Annotated in this window: 14 protein-coding genes and 1 riboswitch; all 14 genes read left to right on the top strand. The window is 45.2% G+C overall.

Features of this window, described 5'->3' with window-relative positions:
- Window positions 1-10 precede the first annotated feature (10 nt).
- Window positions 11-1,099: a BMP family lipoprotein gene (locus tag BBA02S_RS04850; protein WP_041100090.1), complete on the top strand. Its 1,089-nt coding sequence runs from the start codon at window positions 11-13 to the stop codon at window positions 1,097-1,099.
- A 279-nt stretch (window positions 1,100-1,378) separates the two neighbouring features.
- Entirely contained in the window at window positions 1,379-2,911 is a 1,533-nt protein-coding gene (locus tag BBA02S_RS04845; protein WP_041113114.1) for an ABC transporter ATP-binding protein, read from the top strand.
- Entirely contained in the window at window positions 2,904-3,947 is a 1,044-nt protein-coding gene (locus BBA02S_RS04840; RefSeq protein WP_041100094.1) for an ABC transporter permease, read from the top strand. Before BBA02S_RS04845 ends, BBA02S_RS04840 begins: the two co-directional genes overlap by 8 nt.
- Window positions 3,948-4,907, top strand: coding sequence for an ABC transporter permease (locus BBA02S_RS04835; protein WP_041100096.1), 960 nt, complete (start codon window positions 3,948-3,950; stop codon window positions 4,905-4,907).
- 561 nt (window positions 4,908-5,468) lie between these two features.
- The gene (gene yfmF / locus BBA02S_RS04830) at window positions 5,469-6,749 is read left to right on the top strand and encodes an EF-P 5-aminopentanol modification-associated protein YfmF (protein WP_041100098.1); all 1,281 of its coding nucleotides are present in this window, start codon (window positions 5,469-5,471) and stop codon (window positions 6,747-6,749) included.
- Entirely contained in the window at window positions 6,749-8,041 is a 1,293-nt protein-coding gene (yfmH, locus tag BBA02S_RS04825) for an EF-P 5-aminopentanol modification-associated protein YfmH (RefSeq protein WP_041100100.1), read from the top strand. Before yfmF ends, yfmH begins: the two co-directional genes overlap by 1 nt.
- A gap of 92 nt (window positions 8,042-8,133) precedes the next feature.
- Entirely contained in the window at window positions 8,134-8,856 is a 723-nt protein-coding gene (ymfI, locus tag BBA02S_RS04820; RefSeq protein WP_041100102.1) for an elongation factor P 5-aminopentanone reductase, read from the top strand.
- Window positions 8,857-8,924: 68 nt separating this feature from the next.
- A complete protein-coding gene (locus BBA02S_RS04815; RefSeq protein WP_041100105.1) occupies window positions 8,925-9,182 on the top strand; it encodes a DUF3243 domain-containing protein in 258 nt (85 codons plus the stop codon).
- Between the two features lie 114 nt (window positions 9,183-9,296).
- On the top strand, window positions 9,297-10,088 hold the full coding sequence (locus BBA02S_RS04810) for a DUF3388 domain-containing protein (RefSeq protein ID WP_041100106.1): 792 nt from the start codon (window positions 9,297-9,299) through the stop codon (window positions 10,086-10,088).
- A gap of 18 nt (window positions 10,089-10,106) precedes the next feature.
- Window positions 10,107-10,967, top strand: a complete 861-nt coding sequence (locus BBA02S_RS04805) for a helix-turn-helix domain-containing protein (RefSeq protein WP_041100108.1) — start codon at window positions 10,107-10,109, stop codon at window positions 10,965-10,967.
- 63 nt (window positions 10,968-11,030) lie between these two features.
- On the top strand, window positions 11,031-11,609 hold the full coding sequence (pgsA, locus tag BBA02S_RS04800) for a CDP-diacylglycerol--glycerol-3-phosphate 3-phosphatidyltransferase (RefSeq protein ID WP_041100110.1): 579 nt from the start codon (window positions 11,031-11,033) through the stop codon (window positions 11,607-11,609).
- A 187-nt stretch (window positions 11,610-11,796) separates the two neighbouring features.
- Window positions 11,797-13,041: a competence/damage-inducible protein A gene (locus BBA02S_RS04795; protein ID WP_041100112.1), complete on the top strand. Its 1,245-nt coding sequence runs from the start codon at window positions 11,797-11,799 to the stop codon at window positions 13,039-13,041.
- Window positions 13,042-13,128: 87 nt separating this feature from the next.
- Window positions 13,129-13,240, top strand: a riboswitch (SAM riboswitch).
- Window positions 13,241-13,337: 97 nt separating this feature from the next.
- Complete coding sequence (locus tag BBA02S_RS04790; protein ID WP_041100114.1) at window positions 13,338-14,636, top strand: O-acetylhomoserine aminocarboxypropyltransferase/cysteine synthase family protein; 1,299 nt, start codon at window positions 13,338-13,340, stop codon at window positions 14,634-14,636.
- A gap of 276 nt (window positions 14,637-14,912) precedes the next feature.
- Entirely contained in the window at window positions 14,913-15,959 is a 1,047-nt protein-coding gene (recA, locus tag BBA02S_RS04785) for a recombinase RecA (protein WP_041100115.1), read from the top strand.
- Window positions 15,960-15,982: the final 23 nt, after the last annotated feature.

Here is a 15,982-nt window from a genome sequence, read left to right as displayed (position 1 = left end):
GGTTATTCCGATGACAAAACGCAAGTTTGGCTTTGCCATGTCCCTTGTGCTTGCAGCCGGTACTATTCTTGGCGCCTGCGGCGGCGGTGACAATGACAGCGAAAAAAGCGAAAAGGACAGCAGCAAGAAAGATGATCAGTTTACAGTAGCCATGGTTACTGACGTAGGCGGCGTGGATGATAAATCCTTTAACCAGTCTGCTTGGGAAGGCTTACAAGAATTTGGAAAAGATAACGGATTGGAAAAAGGCACGAACGGTTTTGATTACATTCAATCAAAATCAGATGCTGACTACAAAACAAACTTAAACACAGCTGTCCGCAATAAATTTGACTTGATTTACGGAATCGGCTATAAGCTGAAACCAGCGATTGAAGAAGTATCTAAACAGCGCAAAGACAGCCACTTTGCTATCGTTGATGACGTAATTGAAGGCCAAGATAATGTCGCAAGCATTACATTTAAAGAGCATGAGGGTTCTTTCCTCGTTGGTGTAGCTGCCGGATTATCTACAAAATCCAACAAAATCGGCTTTATCGGCGGAACTGACAGCGATTTAATCAATAAATTTGCTGCCGGCTTTGAGGCGGGCGTGAAAGCGGTTAACCCTAAGGCAGATGTGAAAATTGAATTTGCCGGTGCATTTGACAAGGCAGACAAAGGCCAGCAAATGGCTTCTGCTATGTACGGATCAGGAATTGACGTCATTTATCATGCAGCCGGTGCGACAGGCAACGGTGTATTTACAGAGGCGAAAAACTTAAAGCAAAAAAACCCGGAAAAAGACATTTGGGTAATCGGTGTTGACCGCGACCAAGCGGAAGAAGGAAAAGTAACAGTTAAGGGCAAAGAGCAAAATGTGACGCTTACTTCTATGGTGAAACGCGTAGACATCGCTGTGAAAGACTTGGCTACAAAAGCAAAAGAAGGAAAATTCCCAGGCGGAGAATTGCTTGAGTACGGCTTGGAGGATGATGCAGTAAGCATTGCTCCAACACAAGATAACTTAAGTGATGAAGTGAAAAAAGCTGTGGCAGAATGGTCTGAAAAAATCAAAAAAGGCGAAGTAAAAGTTCCTGTAAAACCTGAAGGAAAATAATAATAGCCTTAGCATAGTTAAATAACAATCCCGGGGCAGACCAGAAAGATAAGGGTTTGCCCTGGCTTAAAAATGGTAACAAGGACGCAGGTCTTGCTGCGTGCTTGTTAGGATTTTTAAGCTGGCACTTGCGCTTTTCTATTGGGATAGCGGAAGATGTTATGTTTGGCAAAAATCCTAGTGATAGAAGGTCAGACATCCTACTTGCAATCATTCGTTGCTTTTATTCCTAAGATAGCCTGTACGGCAAGAAAAGACCTTATATAAGGAGTGAGTCAGGTGGAATATGTTATTGAAATGCTCGGCATTCGCAAAGAATTCAATGGATTTGTTGCCAATGATGACATAACGCTTCAATTGCGCAAGGGAGAAATTCATGCGTTGCTCGGGGAAAATGGGGCAGGGAAGTCCACGTTAATGAACGTGCTCTTCGGGCTGTATCAGCCGGAAAAGGGCGAAATTAAAGTTCATGGCAAGAAAGCGGATATCTCTAATCCAAATGTGGCAAACGAACTGGGAATTGGCATGGTGCATCAGCATTTTATGCTTGTTGATACATTCACAGTTACCGAAAATATCATTCTAGGAAAGGAGCCGAAAGCGGGCGGCAAGATTGATATTAAGAAAGCAGAACAAAAGGTTCGGGAGATCTCTGAACAGTATGGCTTGGCTGTAGACCCGACAGCGAAAGTGGCTGATATTTCTGTCGGCATGCAGCAGCGTGTCGAAATCTTAAAAACGCTGTATAGAGGCGCTGAAATATTGATCTTCGACGAGCCGACAGCTGTATTAACTCCACAGGAAATTAAAGAGCTGATTCAAATTATGAAAACGCTTATTAAAGAAGGCAAGTCCATTATTTTAATTACCCACAAGCTGAAGGAAATCATGGAGGTTTGTGATCGTGTAACCGTGATCCGCAAGGGAAAAGGAATCGGAACAGTCAATGTATCAGAAACCGACCCCAACCATTTAGCGAGCTTAATGGTTGGCCGGGAAGTTACGTTCAAAACAGAAAAAACAGAAGCCCAGCCGAAAGAAAATGTACTTGAAATTAATAGTTTATTCGTTAAGGATGCGCGGGGGATTCAGGCGGTGCGCGGGCTGAATTTAACGGTGCACGCTGGAGAAATCGTCGGTATCTGCGGCGTGGATGGAAATGGGCAAAGTGAACTGATTGAAGCTATTACCGGGCTTCAAAAAGCGGAAAGCGGTTCTATCCTCCTCAGCGGCAAGGATATTACGAACCTCAAGCCAAGAAAAGTGACAGAACAAGGGGTCGCGCATATCCCTCAAGACCGGCATAAGCATGGGCTCGTTCTGGACTTTCCGATCGGCGAGAACATGGTCTTGCAAACATATTACCAGCAGCCATACTCAAAAGCGGGTGTTTTAAACTATAAAGAAATTTATAAAAAGGCGGGGCGCCTAATCAAAGAATATGATGTGCGGACACCGTCGGAATACACACCGGCCCGCGCTTTATCCGGCGGAAACCAGCAAAAAGCGATCATTGGCCGGGAAGTGGACCGCGATCCGGAGCTTTTAATCGCTGCCCAGCCTACCCGCGGATTAGATGTCGGTGCGATTGAATTCATTCATAAACGGCTTATTGAGCAGCGCGATAAAGAAAAAGCAGTATTGCTAATTTCTTTTGAATTAGATGAAATCCTGAACATTAGCGACAGGATTGCTGTTATCTATGAGGGAGAAATTGTCGCTATTGTTGATCCAAAAGAAACAACGGAGCAGGAACTTGGATTACTAATGGCCGGCTCCAAACGAAAGGAAGCAGGTGAGATGAATGTCTAAACGGTTTTCTAACTTAGCTGTTCCGGTTGTCTCCGTGCTGCTGGGGTTAATTGCCGGTGCCATCATCATGTTAATTAGCGGCTACGATCCGATTAGCGGCTATGCCGCGCTTTGGAACGGAGCCTTTGGAGATTCATTCTATGTTGGCGAAACGCTCCGGCAAATGACTCCTTATATCTTTGCCGGGCTGGCTGTTGCCTTCGCGTTTCGGACAGGCTTATTTAATATCGGCGTAGAAGGGCAGCTGCTGGTCGGCTGGCTGGCAGCAGTCTGGGTAGGGGTTGCATTTGATTTGCCGAAAATAATTCATTTGCCGTTGTCTCTCCTGGCTGCAGCGGCAGCCGGTGCACTATGGGGATTGATTCCGGGGATTTTAAAAGCCCGCCTGCATGTTCATGAAGTGATTGTTACTATTATGATGAACTATGTTGCTCTACATCTGACGAACCATTTGATTCGCAATGTCATTAGCGACCAGTCGGATTCGACAGAGGCAGTAAAGGAAACAGCCAGCTTAAAATCGTCGTTTTTTGAGTCGCTGACTGACTTTTCTTCTCTTCATAACGGGATTTATCTTGGATTAATTGCCGCGGTTATTATGTGGTTTATGCTTGAGAAAACAACGCTCGGATATGAGCTGCGCTCGGTTGGTTACAGCCAGCATGCCTCTCAATATGCCGGCATGAATGTAAGCCGCAATATTGTCCTGTCAATGGTCATTTCCGGAGCTTTCGCCGGACTTGGAGGCGCAATGGAAGGCCTCGGCACATTCGGCAACGCATTTTTGCATTCCGGATTTTCCGGTGTCGGCTTTGACGGGATCGCTGTAGCGCTTCTTGGCGGAAATGCTGCCATTGGGGTGGTGCTAGCCTCCTTGTTATTCGGCGCCTTAAAAGTAGGGGCTCTGAATATGCCGATCGAATCAGGTGTTCCGAACGAATTGGTAGAAATCGTTATCGCCTTGATTATTTTCTTTGTCGCTTCCAGCTATATGATAAAATGGCTTCTCAGCCGATTCAAAAAGGAGGAGAAATAAGTGGATGCATTAACCGTTTTATCCATTATTATTTCATCGTCTCTTTTCGCAGCGGCCCCGCTTATTTTCACCGCGCTGGGCGGTGTGTTCTCCGAGCGTTCCGGTGTAGTGAACATCGGTCTTGAAGGGCTGATGATTATTGGGGCGTTTACTGCTATCGTTTTTAACTTAACGTTTGCTTCAACTTTCGGTGCCGCAACTCCATGGGTGGCGCTTCTTGCGGCTATGGCTGTAGGCGGTTTGTTATCGCTTCTTCATGCGCTCGCTTCCATCACTTTTCGGGCTGATCAGGTCGTCAGCGGCGTAGCCATTAACTTTTTGGCTCTCGGCGTATCACTGTTTTTAGTGAAAATGCTTTACGATAAAGGCCAAACCGATATTATTAAAGTGAACTTTAAAAAAGTCGATATCCCGGTATTAAGCGATATTCCGGTGATCGGCAAGTTGATTTTTTCCAATATTTCTTATCCAGCCATTGTAGCAATCGCTCTTGCTTTTGTTTCTTGGTATGTATTATATAAAACGCCATTTGGCTTGCGCTTGCGGGCAGTAGGCGAACATCCGATGGCTGCTGATACGATGGGCGTCAACGTGGCAAAGATGCGCTACACTGCCGTCTTCATTTCCGGCCTTCTCGGCGGTCTTGGAGGCGGAGTATATGCTCAATCGATCTCACTTGACTTTAGCCATGCGACCATCACGGGACAAGGGTTTATGGCGCTTGCAGCTATGATCTTTGGAAAGTGGCATCCGCTTGGCGCGATGGGCGCGGCAATCTTCTTCGGTTTTGCCCAAAGCTTAAGTATCGTTGGATCCAGCATTCCGTTCTTAGAAAACATTCCAGCTGTATATTTGCTGGTGGCTCCTTATGTGCTGACTATTTTGGCTCTCGCCGGATTTATTGGCCGCGCGGATGCGCCGAAAGCAGCAGGCACTCCATACATTAAAGGCAGCCGGTAACAAGAAAAGCGGAGCCGACTGCTTAGCTCCGACAAGCAAATGTTCTTACACCAAAGAAGCTGCTTTTCGGCTTCATTGGTGCAAGGTTATTTGATCTTGAGGAGCAAGGAGGCACAGCTGGACAAAAGAAAAGCGGAGCCGACTGCCTGGCTCCGACAAGCAAATAATTCGATAAAAAGGGTTGGAATGATCTCATTCCAACCCTTTTTTTGATTTTTGTTGGATGCTAAGCCTTCTTAAGTCCGTGATTTTAGGGCAGCTCCGCCCCCAGGCAGGCCCAATGGAGCATCACCACTCCGCAGAAAGCCAAGTACCTTCAGCGGAATCCCCCTGCGAGTAAAATAACAAAGACTGCAGGTAAGCTTAACGTTCATCCAGTTTGCTTTAATTTAAACTGTCCAGGTGTTTTTTTAGGAAGAAGGCGTCTAAATGAACCGTTTCAATTCTCAATTGCTTCCTGCTCATGTATAGTGAAAGTAAGTTTTTCATAAATATGGGCATGAATTATGGCCTAAACGGATAAAAATATAGACATAGCTGCCGGAAAAGGAGGGTTTTTTAGTGACATTAGTCAATGAAAATATTATAAAAAAACAAGGATACAATTTGCACATCGTCAAGACGGATAAGTATAAGACCAATACGATTGTATGGAGAATGAAGGCGCCGCTTGAAGAGGAAACAGTAACGAAAAGAGCCTTGCTGCCTTATGTTCTGCAAAGCAACTCAGCAAAGTATCCGACTTCCACACATTTGCGCTCGTATCTCGATGATTTATACGGCGCCAGCTTTTATGTCGATGTAGCGAAAAAAGGAGATTTTCATATCATGAGCTTTTCACTGGAAGTCCCCAATGAGAAGTTCTTGAAAGCGAAGGAACCGCTGCTTGAAAAAGCTCTAGAGTTTATGCATGAAATTTTGCAAAAGCCGAAAGCAAACAACGGAGCGCTGGACAAGGATACGGTGCAAGACGAAAAACGCAATTTAAAACAGCGGATTCAATCCATCTATGATGATAAAATGCGTTTTGCCAGCGCCCGTCTTCTTGAAGAGATGTATAAAGGAGATCCGTATGCCCTTCAGGCCAATGGCTCACTGGAAGCGGTCGATGAACTGAATGAGACCGAGCTGTATCAGTATTATGAACGGGTGTTTGCGGAAGATGAAATGGATGTATATGTTGTCGGAGATGTGGAAGCTGATCAAGTGGAAAAAATAGCTGACCGCTTATTTCAATTCAACAGCAGAACCCCTCGTTCTCCCCAAACAGCCAAACAGAGCGCCTCACCTGCTGAACCGAAGGAAATTGTGGAGAAGCAAGAGATTAATCAAGGGAAGCTTCATATCGGCTACCGCACGCACGTGACGTTTGGAGATAAGGACTATTTTGCCCTGCAGCTGTTTAACGGCATTTTCGGCGGATTTTCCCATTCGAAGCTGTTTACAAACGTGCGTGAAAAAGAGAGCCTGGCTTATTATGCAGCAAGCCGTCTCGAAAGCCATAAAGGTTTCTTAATGGTTCTTTCCGGTATCGACAGCAAAAATTACAGCAAAGCAGTAAAAATTATTGCTGAACAGCTGCAAGCAATGAAAAATGGAGAGGTTTCTGAAAAAGAACTGCTGCAAACGAAAGCAGTTATCCGCAATCAAGTGTTAGAAACATTGGATACAGCGAGAGGGGCAATCGAAATGCTTTATCACAATGTCGTTGCCCAAACAGCCGTTACAGTGGATCAGTGGCTTGAGGCGGTAGAGCGGATGACGATAGAAGAAGTGACGGCAGTTGCTGACAAAGTCGAAATAGATACGGTGTACTTCTTGTCGGGAATGGAGGGAGAATAATGGAACAAATCCTATTTGATCAGCTGCAGGAAAAGTTGTATTTTGAGAAAATGGACAACGGGCTTGACGTGTACGTGCTTCCGAAAAAAGGGTTTAACAAAACGTACGCCACCTTTACGACGAAATACGGTTCGATTGATAATCAATTTATTCCTCAGGGCGGGAAGGACTACGTTCGCGTGCCGGATGGAATCGCCCACTTTTTAGAGCATAAAATGTTCGAGAAGGCAGATGGAGATGTCTTTCAATATTTCAGCCATCAGGGCGCTTCTGCCAATGCCTTTACTTCTTTTACAAGAACGGCCTATTTATTCTCGAGTACGGACAAGGTGTTTGACAACTTAGAAACACTGATTAACTTTGTCCAGGACCCTTACTTTACCGAGAAAACGGTAGAGAAGGAAAAGGGGATTATCGGTCAGGAAATTCGCATGTATGATGATAACCCTGATTGGCAGGCTTATTTTGGCCTTATTCAAAATATGTACCACAACCATCCGGTCAAAATTGATATTGCCGGAACAGTTGAATCCATCGCCGAGATTACAAAAGATCATCTGTACGAGTGCTACCGCACGTTTTATCACCCGAGCAACATGCTCCTATTTATCGTCGGGCCGGTTGATCCTGACGAAACGATCAAGCTCGTTCGGGAAAACCAGGCGAAAAAGGACTATCAAAAGCAGGAGGAAGTGCACCGCCTGATTGAAGAGGAGCCGGAAGAAGTCAAGGAACAAAAACGGGTGTTGGAAATGAATGTTCAATTATCCAAATGCCAAGTGGGGATTAAAGCAATTGACACGGAATTGCAAGGAGAAGAGCTGCAAAAACGGGAGCTGACGATGAACATTTTGCTTGATATTCTCTTTGGAAAGAGCTCTCCGCTTTATTATCAGCTCTATCGGGAAGGATTAATTGATGAAACCTTCTATTACGATTATACGCAGGAAAAAGGCTTTGGATTTGCCATGGTCGGCGGAGATACAACGAAGCCTGAGGAGCTGGGGGACCGCATCCGCACTATTCTGCTTGAAGCAAAAACAGGAAAGTACTTAACAGAAGAGGCGGTAGAACGGTCGATTAAAAAGAAAATTGGTTCGTTTCTTCGGGCCGTTAATTCACCGGAATACATTGCTAATCAATTTATCCGCTATGCATTTAATGAAATGGATTTATTTGAAGTGGTGCCGCTTTTAGAAGCGATTACACTTGAGGATGTAAAGCACACAGCTGAACGGATGGTGTCAGAAAATCGCTTGACTGCTTTTTATATTTTGCCAAAACAAGGCTGAATGCCTGGTGAAGCAGCTGGACTTTATCTTTCCGTATAAAGGAGAGAGAAGCTCAGCTGCTTCTTACGTAAACAGAATGGGGGACGAAAAGCGTGAAAAGATATGCGCTCGTTACAGGAGCGAGCGGGGGAATTGGGGAAGAAATCTCAAGAAAGCTGGCAAAAGAGGGCTGGAGTTTATATTTGCAATATTACCAAGGGAGAGAAAAAATAGAACGGCTGCAACAAGAGCTAGAAGAAACGGGGGCCGAGGTGATCGCCATTCAGGCGGATTTAACTTCTTCGGCCGGCGCTCATTTCCTTTCAAGCCAGTTATTTTCACTGGAAGCAGCTGTCTTCGCGGGGGGAACAGCGCATTACAGCTTATTCCAGGAAATAGAGGAAGAAGAAATGGATAAATTGTGGCAGCTCCATGTAAAAAGTCCAATGATGATTATTCAAAAGGCGATCCCAAAATTGCGCAAAGCCGTTTCGCCGTCTGTTGTTCTCGTCTCCTCGATATGGGGGCAAACAGGTGCTGCTTGCGAGGTCGCCTATTCCACCGTAAAAGGGGCTCAGATTGCCTTTGTAAAGGCTTTGGCGAAAGAGTTGGCTCCTTCTAGTATCCGGGTAAATGCGATTGCTCCCGGAGCGGTCAATACGCCGATGATGGCTCAATTTTCACCGGAGGAAAAAGCGGAAATTGCCGCTGATATTCCGATGGGGCGTCTCGGTGCTGCTCGTGAGATCGCTGAAGCTGTTTATTTTGTTTCATCACCTGCCGCTTCTTACATAACCGGCCAAGTACTCGCGGTAAATGGCGGCTGGTACACATGATTTATATGCATAAATTTTTGTCCCGGGAACAAACTAATGTTGCAACTCAATAAAGGAGGGACAATCACATGTCAGTACTTGAAAACTGGAATGAGTGGAAGAACTTTTTAGGTGACAAATTAAACCAAGCGACAAGTGCAGGAATGAACAACGACGCAGTGAACAACATTGCTTACCAAGTTGGCGATTATTTGGCCAGCAAAGTAGATCCTAAAAATGAACAGGAAAGAGTATTATCTGATTTATGGTCTGTTGCTTCTGAAGAAGAGCAAAAAGCCATCGCCAGCATGATGGTAAAATTAGTTCAAAATAATGGAAGTCGCTAAGAGAGGGAGCTTTTCCCTCTCTTTTTTCTTTCAATAAGGCAATAAATCATATATGATAGTACCTAGACATTATCATTAACCGGCTTTTCCATAAAGCTGCTAGGAGCGTTGTCAATGTCCAAAAAAGAATGGTATTTAGAATATAAAATTGTCAAAAACCGTCCGGGATTATTAGGAGATGTGGCTTCGCTGCTCGGTATGCTTTCCATTAACATTGTAACGATTAATGGAGTTGACGAAGCGAGCCGCGGTCTTTTAATGCTCGCACAGAGTGAGGATCAAATTAGAAGGCTTGAATCCATTTTAAAGACAATGGATACGATTCAAATTATTAAATTAAGGGAACCTAAACTAAGGGACAGAATGGCCGTCAGACACGGCCGTTATATCCAGCGGGATGCTGATGATAAAAAAACCTTTCGTTTCGTGCGGGATGAGCTTGGACTTCTCGTTGATTTTATGGCAGAATTGTATAAAATGGAAGGGCACAAATTAATTGGCATTCGCGGAATGCCGAGAGTTGGGAAAACAGAATCGATTGTGGCAGCGAGCGTTTGTGCGAATAAGCGATGGCTGTTCGTCTCCTCTACAATGATTAAGCAAACGGTTCGTGACCAATTAATTCGGGATGAGTATAATCCGAATCACCTTTTTATTATGGATGGTGTTGTGTCAACAAAGCGGGCCAACGAAAGACATTGGCAGCTTGTTCGCGAAATCATGAGACTGCCTGCCGTTAAAGTGGTGGAGCATCCGGATATCTTTGTGCAAAACAGCGAATATAGTTTAGAGGACTTTGATTATATTATTGAGCTTCGCAATCATCCTGATGAAGAAATTACATACGAACCGGTAGAAAAAAACAACTTATTCCAGGATATGGACTTTGGTGGTTTTAACTTTTAATTATGGAAGGTGTTACGGGTGACAGAATTAGGAAACCGCTTGAAAGAAGCACGGGAAGCAAAAGGCCTGTCCTTAGCAGATGTGCAGGAAATGACAAAAATTCAAAAAAGATATTTACAGGGCATTGAAGAAGGAAACTACGATATGATGCCTGGCAAATTCTATGTACGGGCATTTATTAAGCAATATGCCGAAGCGGTCGGTTTGGACGCTGAGCAATTGTTTGAAGAGTACAAAAGTGAAATTCCTTCTTCTTATGAAGACGAAATTCCACAGCGAGCAACGAAGGTCGAAAATGTTCGGTCTACAGTGCCGGCAGAACCTTCAAAGTTCCTTGAGTATTTGCCGAAGATGTTAGTGACTGCTTTTGTAATTGGTGCGCTTGTTCTCGTCTGGTTCCTCATTCCAAAAAGCGATTCCAATGATAAGGCAGTAAAAGAAGAAACAGTCGTGGAACAGCCGAAGGAGCAAACGGATAATCAGAAAGAAACGAAGGAACCAAAAAAAGAAACTAAAAAAGAAGAAAAACCAAAGGAACCAGCTAAACCGAAACAAACGATTACTGCAGCTGGAACAAGCGGCAAACAAGCAACCTACGTTCTTCAAAATGCCGAGAAATTTGAACTAACTGTTCTATCTAAAGGGGAAACGTGGATAACAGTCAAGGATGGAAGCGGCAAGAGCTACTATAACAATATGCTGGCTAAGGGCCAATCACAGACATTTGATTTAACGGGCCAAACAGAAGCGAAAGTCGTCGTTGGCTTTGCTCCTGATGCGGAAGTTAAAGTAAATGGCGAAACATTGTCCTATCAGCTCCCTGCTGCTGAACAGGTAAGGCAGGATATCATCGTTCAGGTGAAACCGGCTGAGCAATAATCCGGCAGATAATTTGGACAGCTTGCCATGTTGTCCAGCGATAGAATAGTTGGAGGGTCCATCGTGAATTTACCGAATAAGATTACAGTTTCAAGAATTTTAATGATCCCGCTGTTTCTGGTGATCATGCTCGCAGACTTTAACTGGGGCAGCTTAACCATTTTAGGAACTACAATGCCTGCTGCCCACTTTTGGGGAGCCATGCTGTTTATTGTAGCCTCCACAACGGATTGGATTGACGGGTATTATGCAAGAAAGCTGAACCTGGTCACTAATCTGGGGAAATTTTTAGATCCGCTGGCTGATAAACTGCTTGTCTCAGCAGCCCTGATCGTCCTTGTTGATTTTGGTTTAGCCGCTTCCTGGATTGTCATTATTATTATTAGCCGCGAATTTGCGGTGACCGGCCTGCGGCTGATCTTAGCAGGAGAGGGAGAAGTAGTGGCAGCTAACATGCTTGGAAAAATCAAGACATGGACGCAAATTATTGCGATTGCTGCTTTATTGCTTCATAATGCCCCATTTGAAGCGTTAGGCATCCCGTTTGCCGATTGGGCCCTTTGGGTTGCAGCATTCTTTACTATTTGGTCAGGATGGGATTATTTCTATCTGAACCGCGGAGTATTTAAACATTCAAAATAAGCAAAAAGGCTGTTCCAAGGTGTAAGGCTGCTGCTTTCTCTCTCTATGCAAAGCTTAGAGAAGAAAGCAAGATGTCGGCACTTAAGGAACAGCTTTGTTTTTAAAAGCGGGCTGGATTCGTGAGAGCGGCCATTCCTAATATCCGGTCGTATTGGCTGCCGCCTGAAGAAAAGAGGAGATGAAGAGAATGAATGCAGAAATTATTGCTGTCGGTTCCGAGCTGCTGCTTGGGCAAATTACAAATACGAATGCTCAGTTCCTGTCCCAGCATCTGGCTGAAATTGGCATTAATGTTTATTACCATACAGTTGTTGGAGACAACAGCAGCCGGTTGCTTGATGCCGTCAAGCAGGCAGAAGAAAGAGCAGATCTTCTGATATTTACGGGAGGGCTTGGCCCCACGAAGGATGATCTAACGAAAGAAGCGATCGCTGCCCATATCGGCCGGCCGCTCGTCTACAACGATGAGGCTTTGAGGAGCATTGAAAATTACTTTAAGAGAACGAAGCGACCAATGACTCCCAATAATAAAAAGCAAGCTCTCGTGATGGAAGGAAGCCTTGTTTTGGCGAATGACCATGGGATGGCGCCCGGGATGATGATTAAAGGGGAGAAGCACTTCTATATGCTGCTGCCGGGACCGCCTCGGGAAATGCAGCCGATGTTTATTGAGTACGGGAAGCCGGCTCTTCTCAATGTGCTTGAGAAAGTGGAAAAAATTGAATCACGGGTACTGAGATTCTTTGGCATCGGAGAGTCCGCTTTGGAAACAGAAGTGGAAGATTTGCTGCTTGCCCAGCAAAATCCGACGATTGCTCCGCTTGCAGGGGATGGCGAGGTAACGCTCCGAATTACTGCCAAGCATGAGTCAGAATCAGCCGCCTTGCAGATGATACAGGAGGCGGAAGAAGAAATCCTGAGTCGGGTAGGCGAGTATTTCTATGGCTACAATGATACAACGATTGCCCGCGAGCTGGCGGAGCGCTTAAAAGAAACGTCTTATACGGTAGCTGCCGCCGAAAGCTTAACCGGCGGGTTGTTTCAAAGTGAAATAACAGCTATTCCGGGAGCGAGCAGCTTTTTTAAGGGCGGAATCGTTTGTTATTCCAACGAAGCGAAAGAAGCGCTCGTGCAAGTGAAAAAGGAAACGCTCACTCGCCATGGAGCCATCAGCGCGGAATGTGCCATTGAGCTGGCAGAGAATGCCCGCCAATTGTTGAAGGCCGATTTCGGAATCAGCTTTACAGGTGTGGCAGGTCCAGGAGAAGCAGAGGGACAGCCGCCGGGCACTGTATGGATCGGACTTTCTTCTAAGTATGATCAAACAAAAGCATTCAAGCTGGAACTGGCGGGAAGCCGGGAAGGAATCAGAAAGCGCTCAGTTAAATATGGCTGCCACTATTTGCTGGCGGCACTTGCTCGCAACAAATAAAAACATTCCGAATATTATTGACTATTCTGATCAATCTCCTATATAATAAACAGCAAGAGTTATCACTTACTTAATTAAATACAAACACTCTTATTGAGAGCGGCGGAGGGACTAGGCCCTATGAAGCCCGGCAACCTTCAGGCAATTTGCCTGAAACGGTGCTAAATCCTGCAGGTGTGATAAGCCTGAGAGATAAGAGGAGGACCCTGTTAATAAAGCCCTCTTCTTAAAAGAAGAGGGCTTTTGATTTTTCTCGGGCTATTTACGTTTTTTCAATAGATTAGGAGGGATTGACAATGACAAACGAACAATGGAACAAGGAAACAATTTTACTTCATGGAGGACAAGTGCCTGATCCGGTAACAGGCGCGCGGGCTGTGCCGATTTACGAAACAACTTCTTATGTATTCGAAGACACCGATCATGCCAACGCCTTATTCGCTTTACAAAAGCCGGGAAATATTTATACGCGCATTACCAATCCGACGGTAGACGTATTTGAAAAACGGGTAGCTTTATTGGAGAAGGGAGCAGCAGCTGTGGCGCTGTCGTCAGGAATGGCAGCTATCTCTTTTTCAATATTGAATTTGGCTCATGCCGGCGATGAAATTGTAGCTGCTGCCAACTTATATGGCGGTACATACAACTTGTTTGCCAACACGCTTCCTAAATACGGAATCAATGTAAAGTTTGTAGATTCTACAGATCCGGAGAACTTCCGAAAGGCGATTACACCAAAGACGAAAGCCCTTTTTGGAGAAATTATCGGCAATCCTTCCTTAAATGTGCTTGATGTGGAGAAAGTGGCGGACATCGCTCATGAAAACGGCATTCCTTTGATTGTCGACAATACGTTTGCTTCTCCGTACGGGGCTAATCCGCTGACAAGGGGAGCAGACATTGTCGTTCATTCTGCAACGAAGTGGATTAGCGGCCACGGTACGGTGATCGGCGGCGTAGTCGTAGACGCAGGAACATTCGATTGGAACAGCGAAAAATTCCCTGGCTTTACTGAGCCAGACGAATCCTATAACGGATTAAGATATGCAGATTTAGAAGGCCCGGCCTTTGCGATTAAATTACGTGTGCAGTTATTGCGGGATTTCGGTCCGGCTTTAAGTGCCAACAGCGCTTTCTTGCTTCTTCAAGGGCTAGAAACGCTGCATTTGCGCATCCAGCGCCATCATGAGAACACGCTTGCCATCGTGGATTATTTGAAAAATCATCCGGCAGTAGACTGGGTATCACATCCAAGCCTGGAAGACCATCCATCTCATGAGCTGGCAAAGAAATATTTAAGCCATACGTTCGGCTCGATTGTCGTGTTCGGCATTAAAGGCGGACGGGAAGCGGGCAAAAAAGTGATTGATAATATTAAGCTGTGGTCGCATGTAGCTAATGTTGGTGACGGCAAATCTCTGATTATCCATCCGGCTTCCACGACACACCAGCAGCTAAGCAGTGAAGAATTGAAAAAATCAGGCACAAAAGAGGAAATGATCCGCCTGTCTATTGGATTAGAATCAACGGAAGACCTGATTGCAGACTTGAATCAGGCTATCGAAAAAGCAACCGGTGTAGCTGTCGAAAGCTGAAATTAAGCGAATTTTTCCCGGCTTTAAATTACCTTCTCCTGCTTCTTTATGATAAAATAAAGAGGCAGGAGTTCTTTTTTTTCTTCTTTTTTCCACTCTTTCTTCCTCGATCTTTCTAGTTCCCCAGCCACTCTTTTCAAGGGAAACAAAAACCGAATAAATGTTCGCTTTTTGCTTGAAATTGTCTCAATAAAAAGGTATAGTTAGTATAGGTTCTGAAACAATATGTCATGACGCATTTATTTGATAGATTGCTAATTTTAAGGAGGAATTTTAGTGAACGATCGTCAAGCAGCATTAGATATGGCCTTGAAACAAATTGAGAAGCAATTTGGTAAAGGGTCTATCATGAAATTAGGAGAACAAACTGATCGGAAAATATCCACTAGTCCAAGCGGCTCGCTCGCCCTTGACACAGCACTTGGGGTAGGCGGCTATCCGCGCGGCCGAATCATTGAGATTTATGGCCCAGAAAGTTCAGGTAAAACAACGGTTGCTCTTCACGCAATTGCTGAAGTGCAGGCATCCGGCGGCCAGGCTGCTTTCATTGATGCGGAGCATGCACTCGATCCGGTATATGCCCAGAAGCTAGGGGTAAATATTGATGAATTGCTGCTTTCCCAGCCGGATACAGGGGAACAGGCTCTTGAGATTGCCGAGGCTCTTGTGCGCAGCGGCGCCGTCGATATTCTTGTTATCGACTCGGTTGCAGCTCTCGTTCCAAAAGCTGAGATTGAAGGAGAAATGGGAGATTCCCATGTCGGCTTGCAGGCGCGCTTAATGTCACAGGCACTTCGAAAGCTATCAGGGGCAATTAATAAATCAAAAACGATTGCTATTTTCATTAACCAGATCCGCGAGAAAGTCGGCGTAATGTTTGGTAACCCTGAAACTACTCCAGGAGGACGCGCCTTGAAATTTTACAGCTCCGTCCGCCTTGAAGTCCGCCGTGCGGAAGCTCTGAAACAAGGCAATGATATTGTTGGTAATAAAACAAAAATCAAAGTAGTGAAAAATAAAGTAGCTCCGCCTTTCCGTGTAGCAGAAGTCGATATTATGTATGGAGAAGGGATTTCCCGAGAAGGTGAAATCATCGACATGGGAGCGGAAGTGGATATTGTTCAAAAGAGCGGCGCTTGGTATTCTTATAATGAAGAACGCCTCGGCCAAGGACGGGAAAATGCCAAGCAATTCTTGAAAGAGAACCCGGCTATTCGCCAGGAGATTGCCATGAAGATCCGCCAGCATTACGGGCTGGAAGCGGACTTTATTGAACCGGACGAAGCAGAAGCTCCGGAAGAGTTTAGCTTGCTTGACGAGTAATAAGCAGGAGCGGTGTCGCAGGA

Source organism: Bacillus badius NBRC 15713 (genome assembly GCF_001591605.1).
Classification (GTDB): Bacteria; Bacillota; Bacilli; order Bacillales; family Domibacillaceae; genus Pseudobacillus; species Pseudobacillus badius.
This window is presented reverse-complemented; position numbering and strand designations above follow the sequence as displayed.

Bases quoted from the DNA above. Each gene is read 5' to 3' on its own strand.
- BBA02S_RS04810 (WP_041100106.1), top strand. From the start codon at position 9,297: ATGTCCAAAAAAGAATGGTATTTAGAATATAAAATTGTCAAAAACCGT.
- BBA02S_RS04850 (WP_041100090.1), top strand. From the start codon at position 11: ATGACAAAACGCAAGTTTGGCTTTGCCATGTCCCTTGTGCTTGCAGCC.
- BBA02S_RS04840 (WP_041100094.1), top strand. From the start codon at position 2,904: ATGTCTAAACGGTTTTCTAACTTAGCTGTTCCGGTTGTCTCCGTGCTG.
- BBA02S_RS04795 (WP_041100112.1), top strand. From the start codon at position 11,797: ATGAATGCAGAAATTATTGCTGTCGGTTCCGAGCTGCTGCTTGGGCAA.
- BBA02S_RS04815 (WP_041100105.1), top strand. From the start codon at position 8,925: ATGTCAGTACTTGAAAACTGGAATGAGTGGAAGAACTTTTTAGGTGAC.
- yfmH (WP_041100100.1), top strand. From the start codon at position 6,749: ATGGAACAAATCCTATTTGATCAGCTGCAGGAAAAGTTGTATTTTGAG.
- BBA02S_RS04790 (WP_041100114.1), top strand. From the start codon at position 13,338: ATGACAAACGAACAATGGAACAAGGAAACAATTTTACTTCATGGAGGA.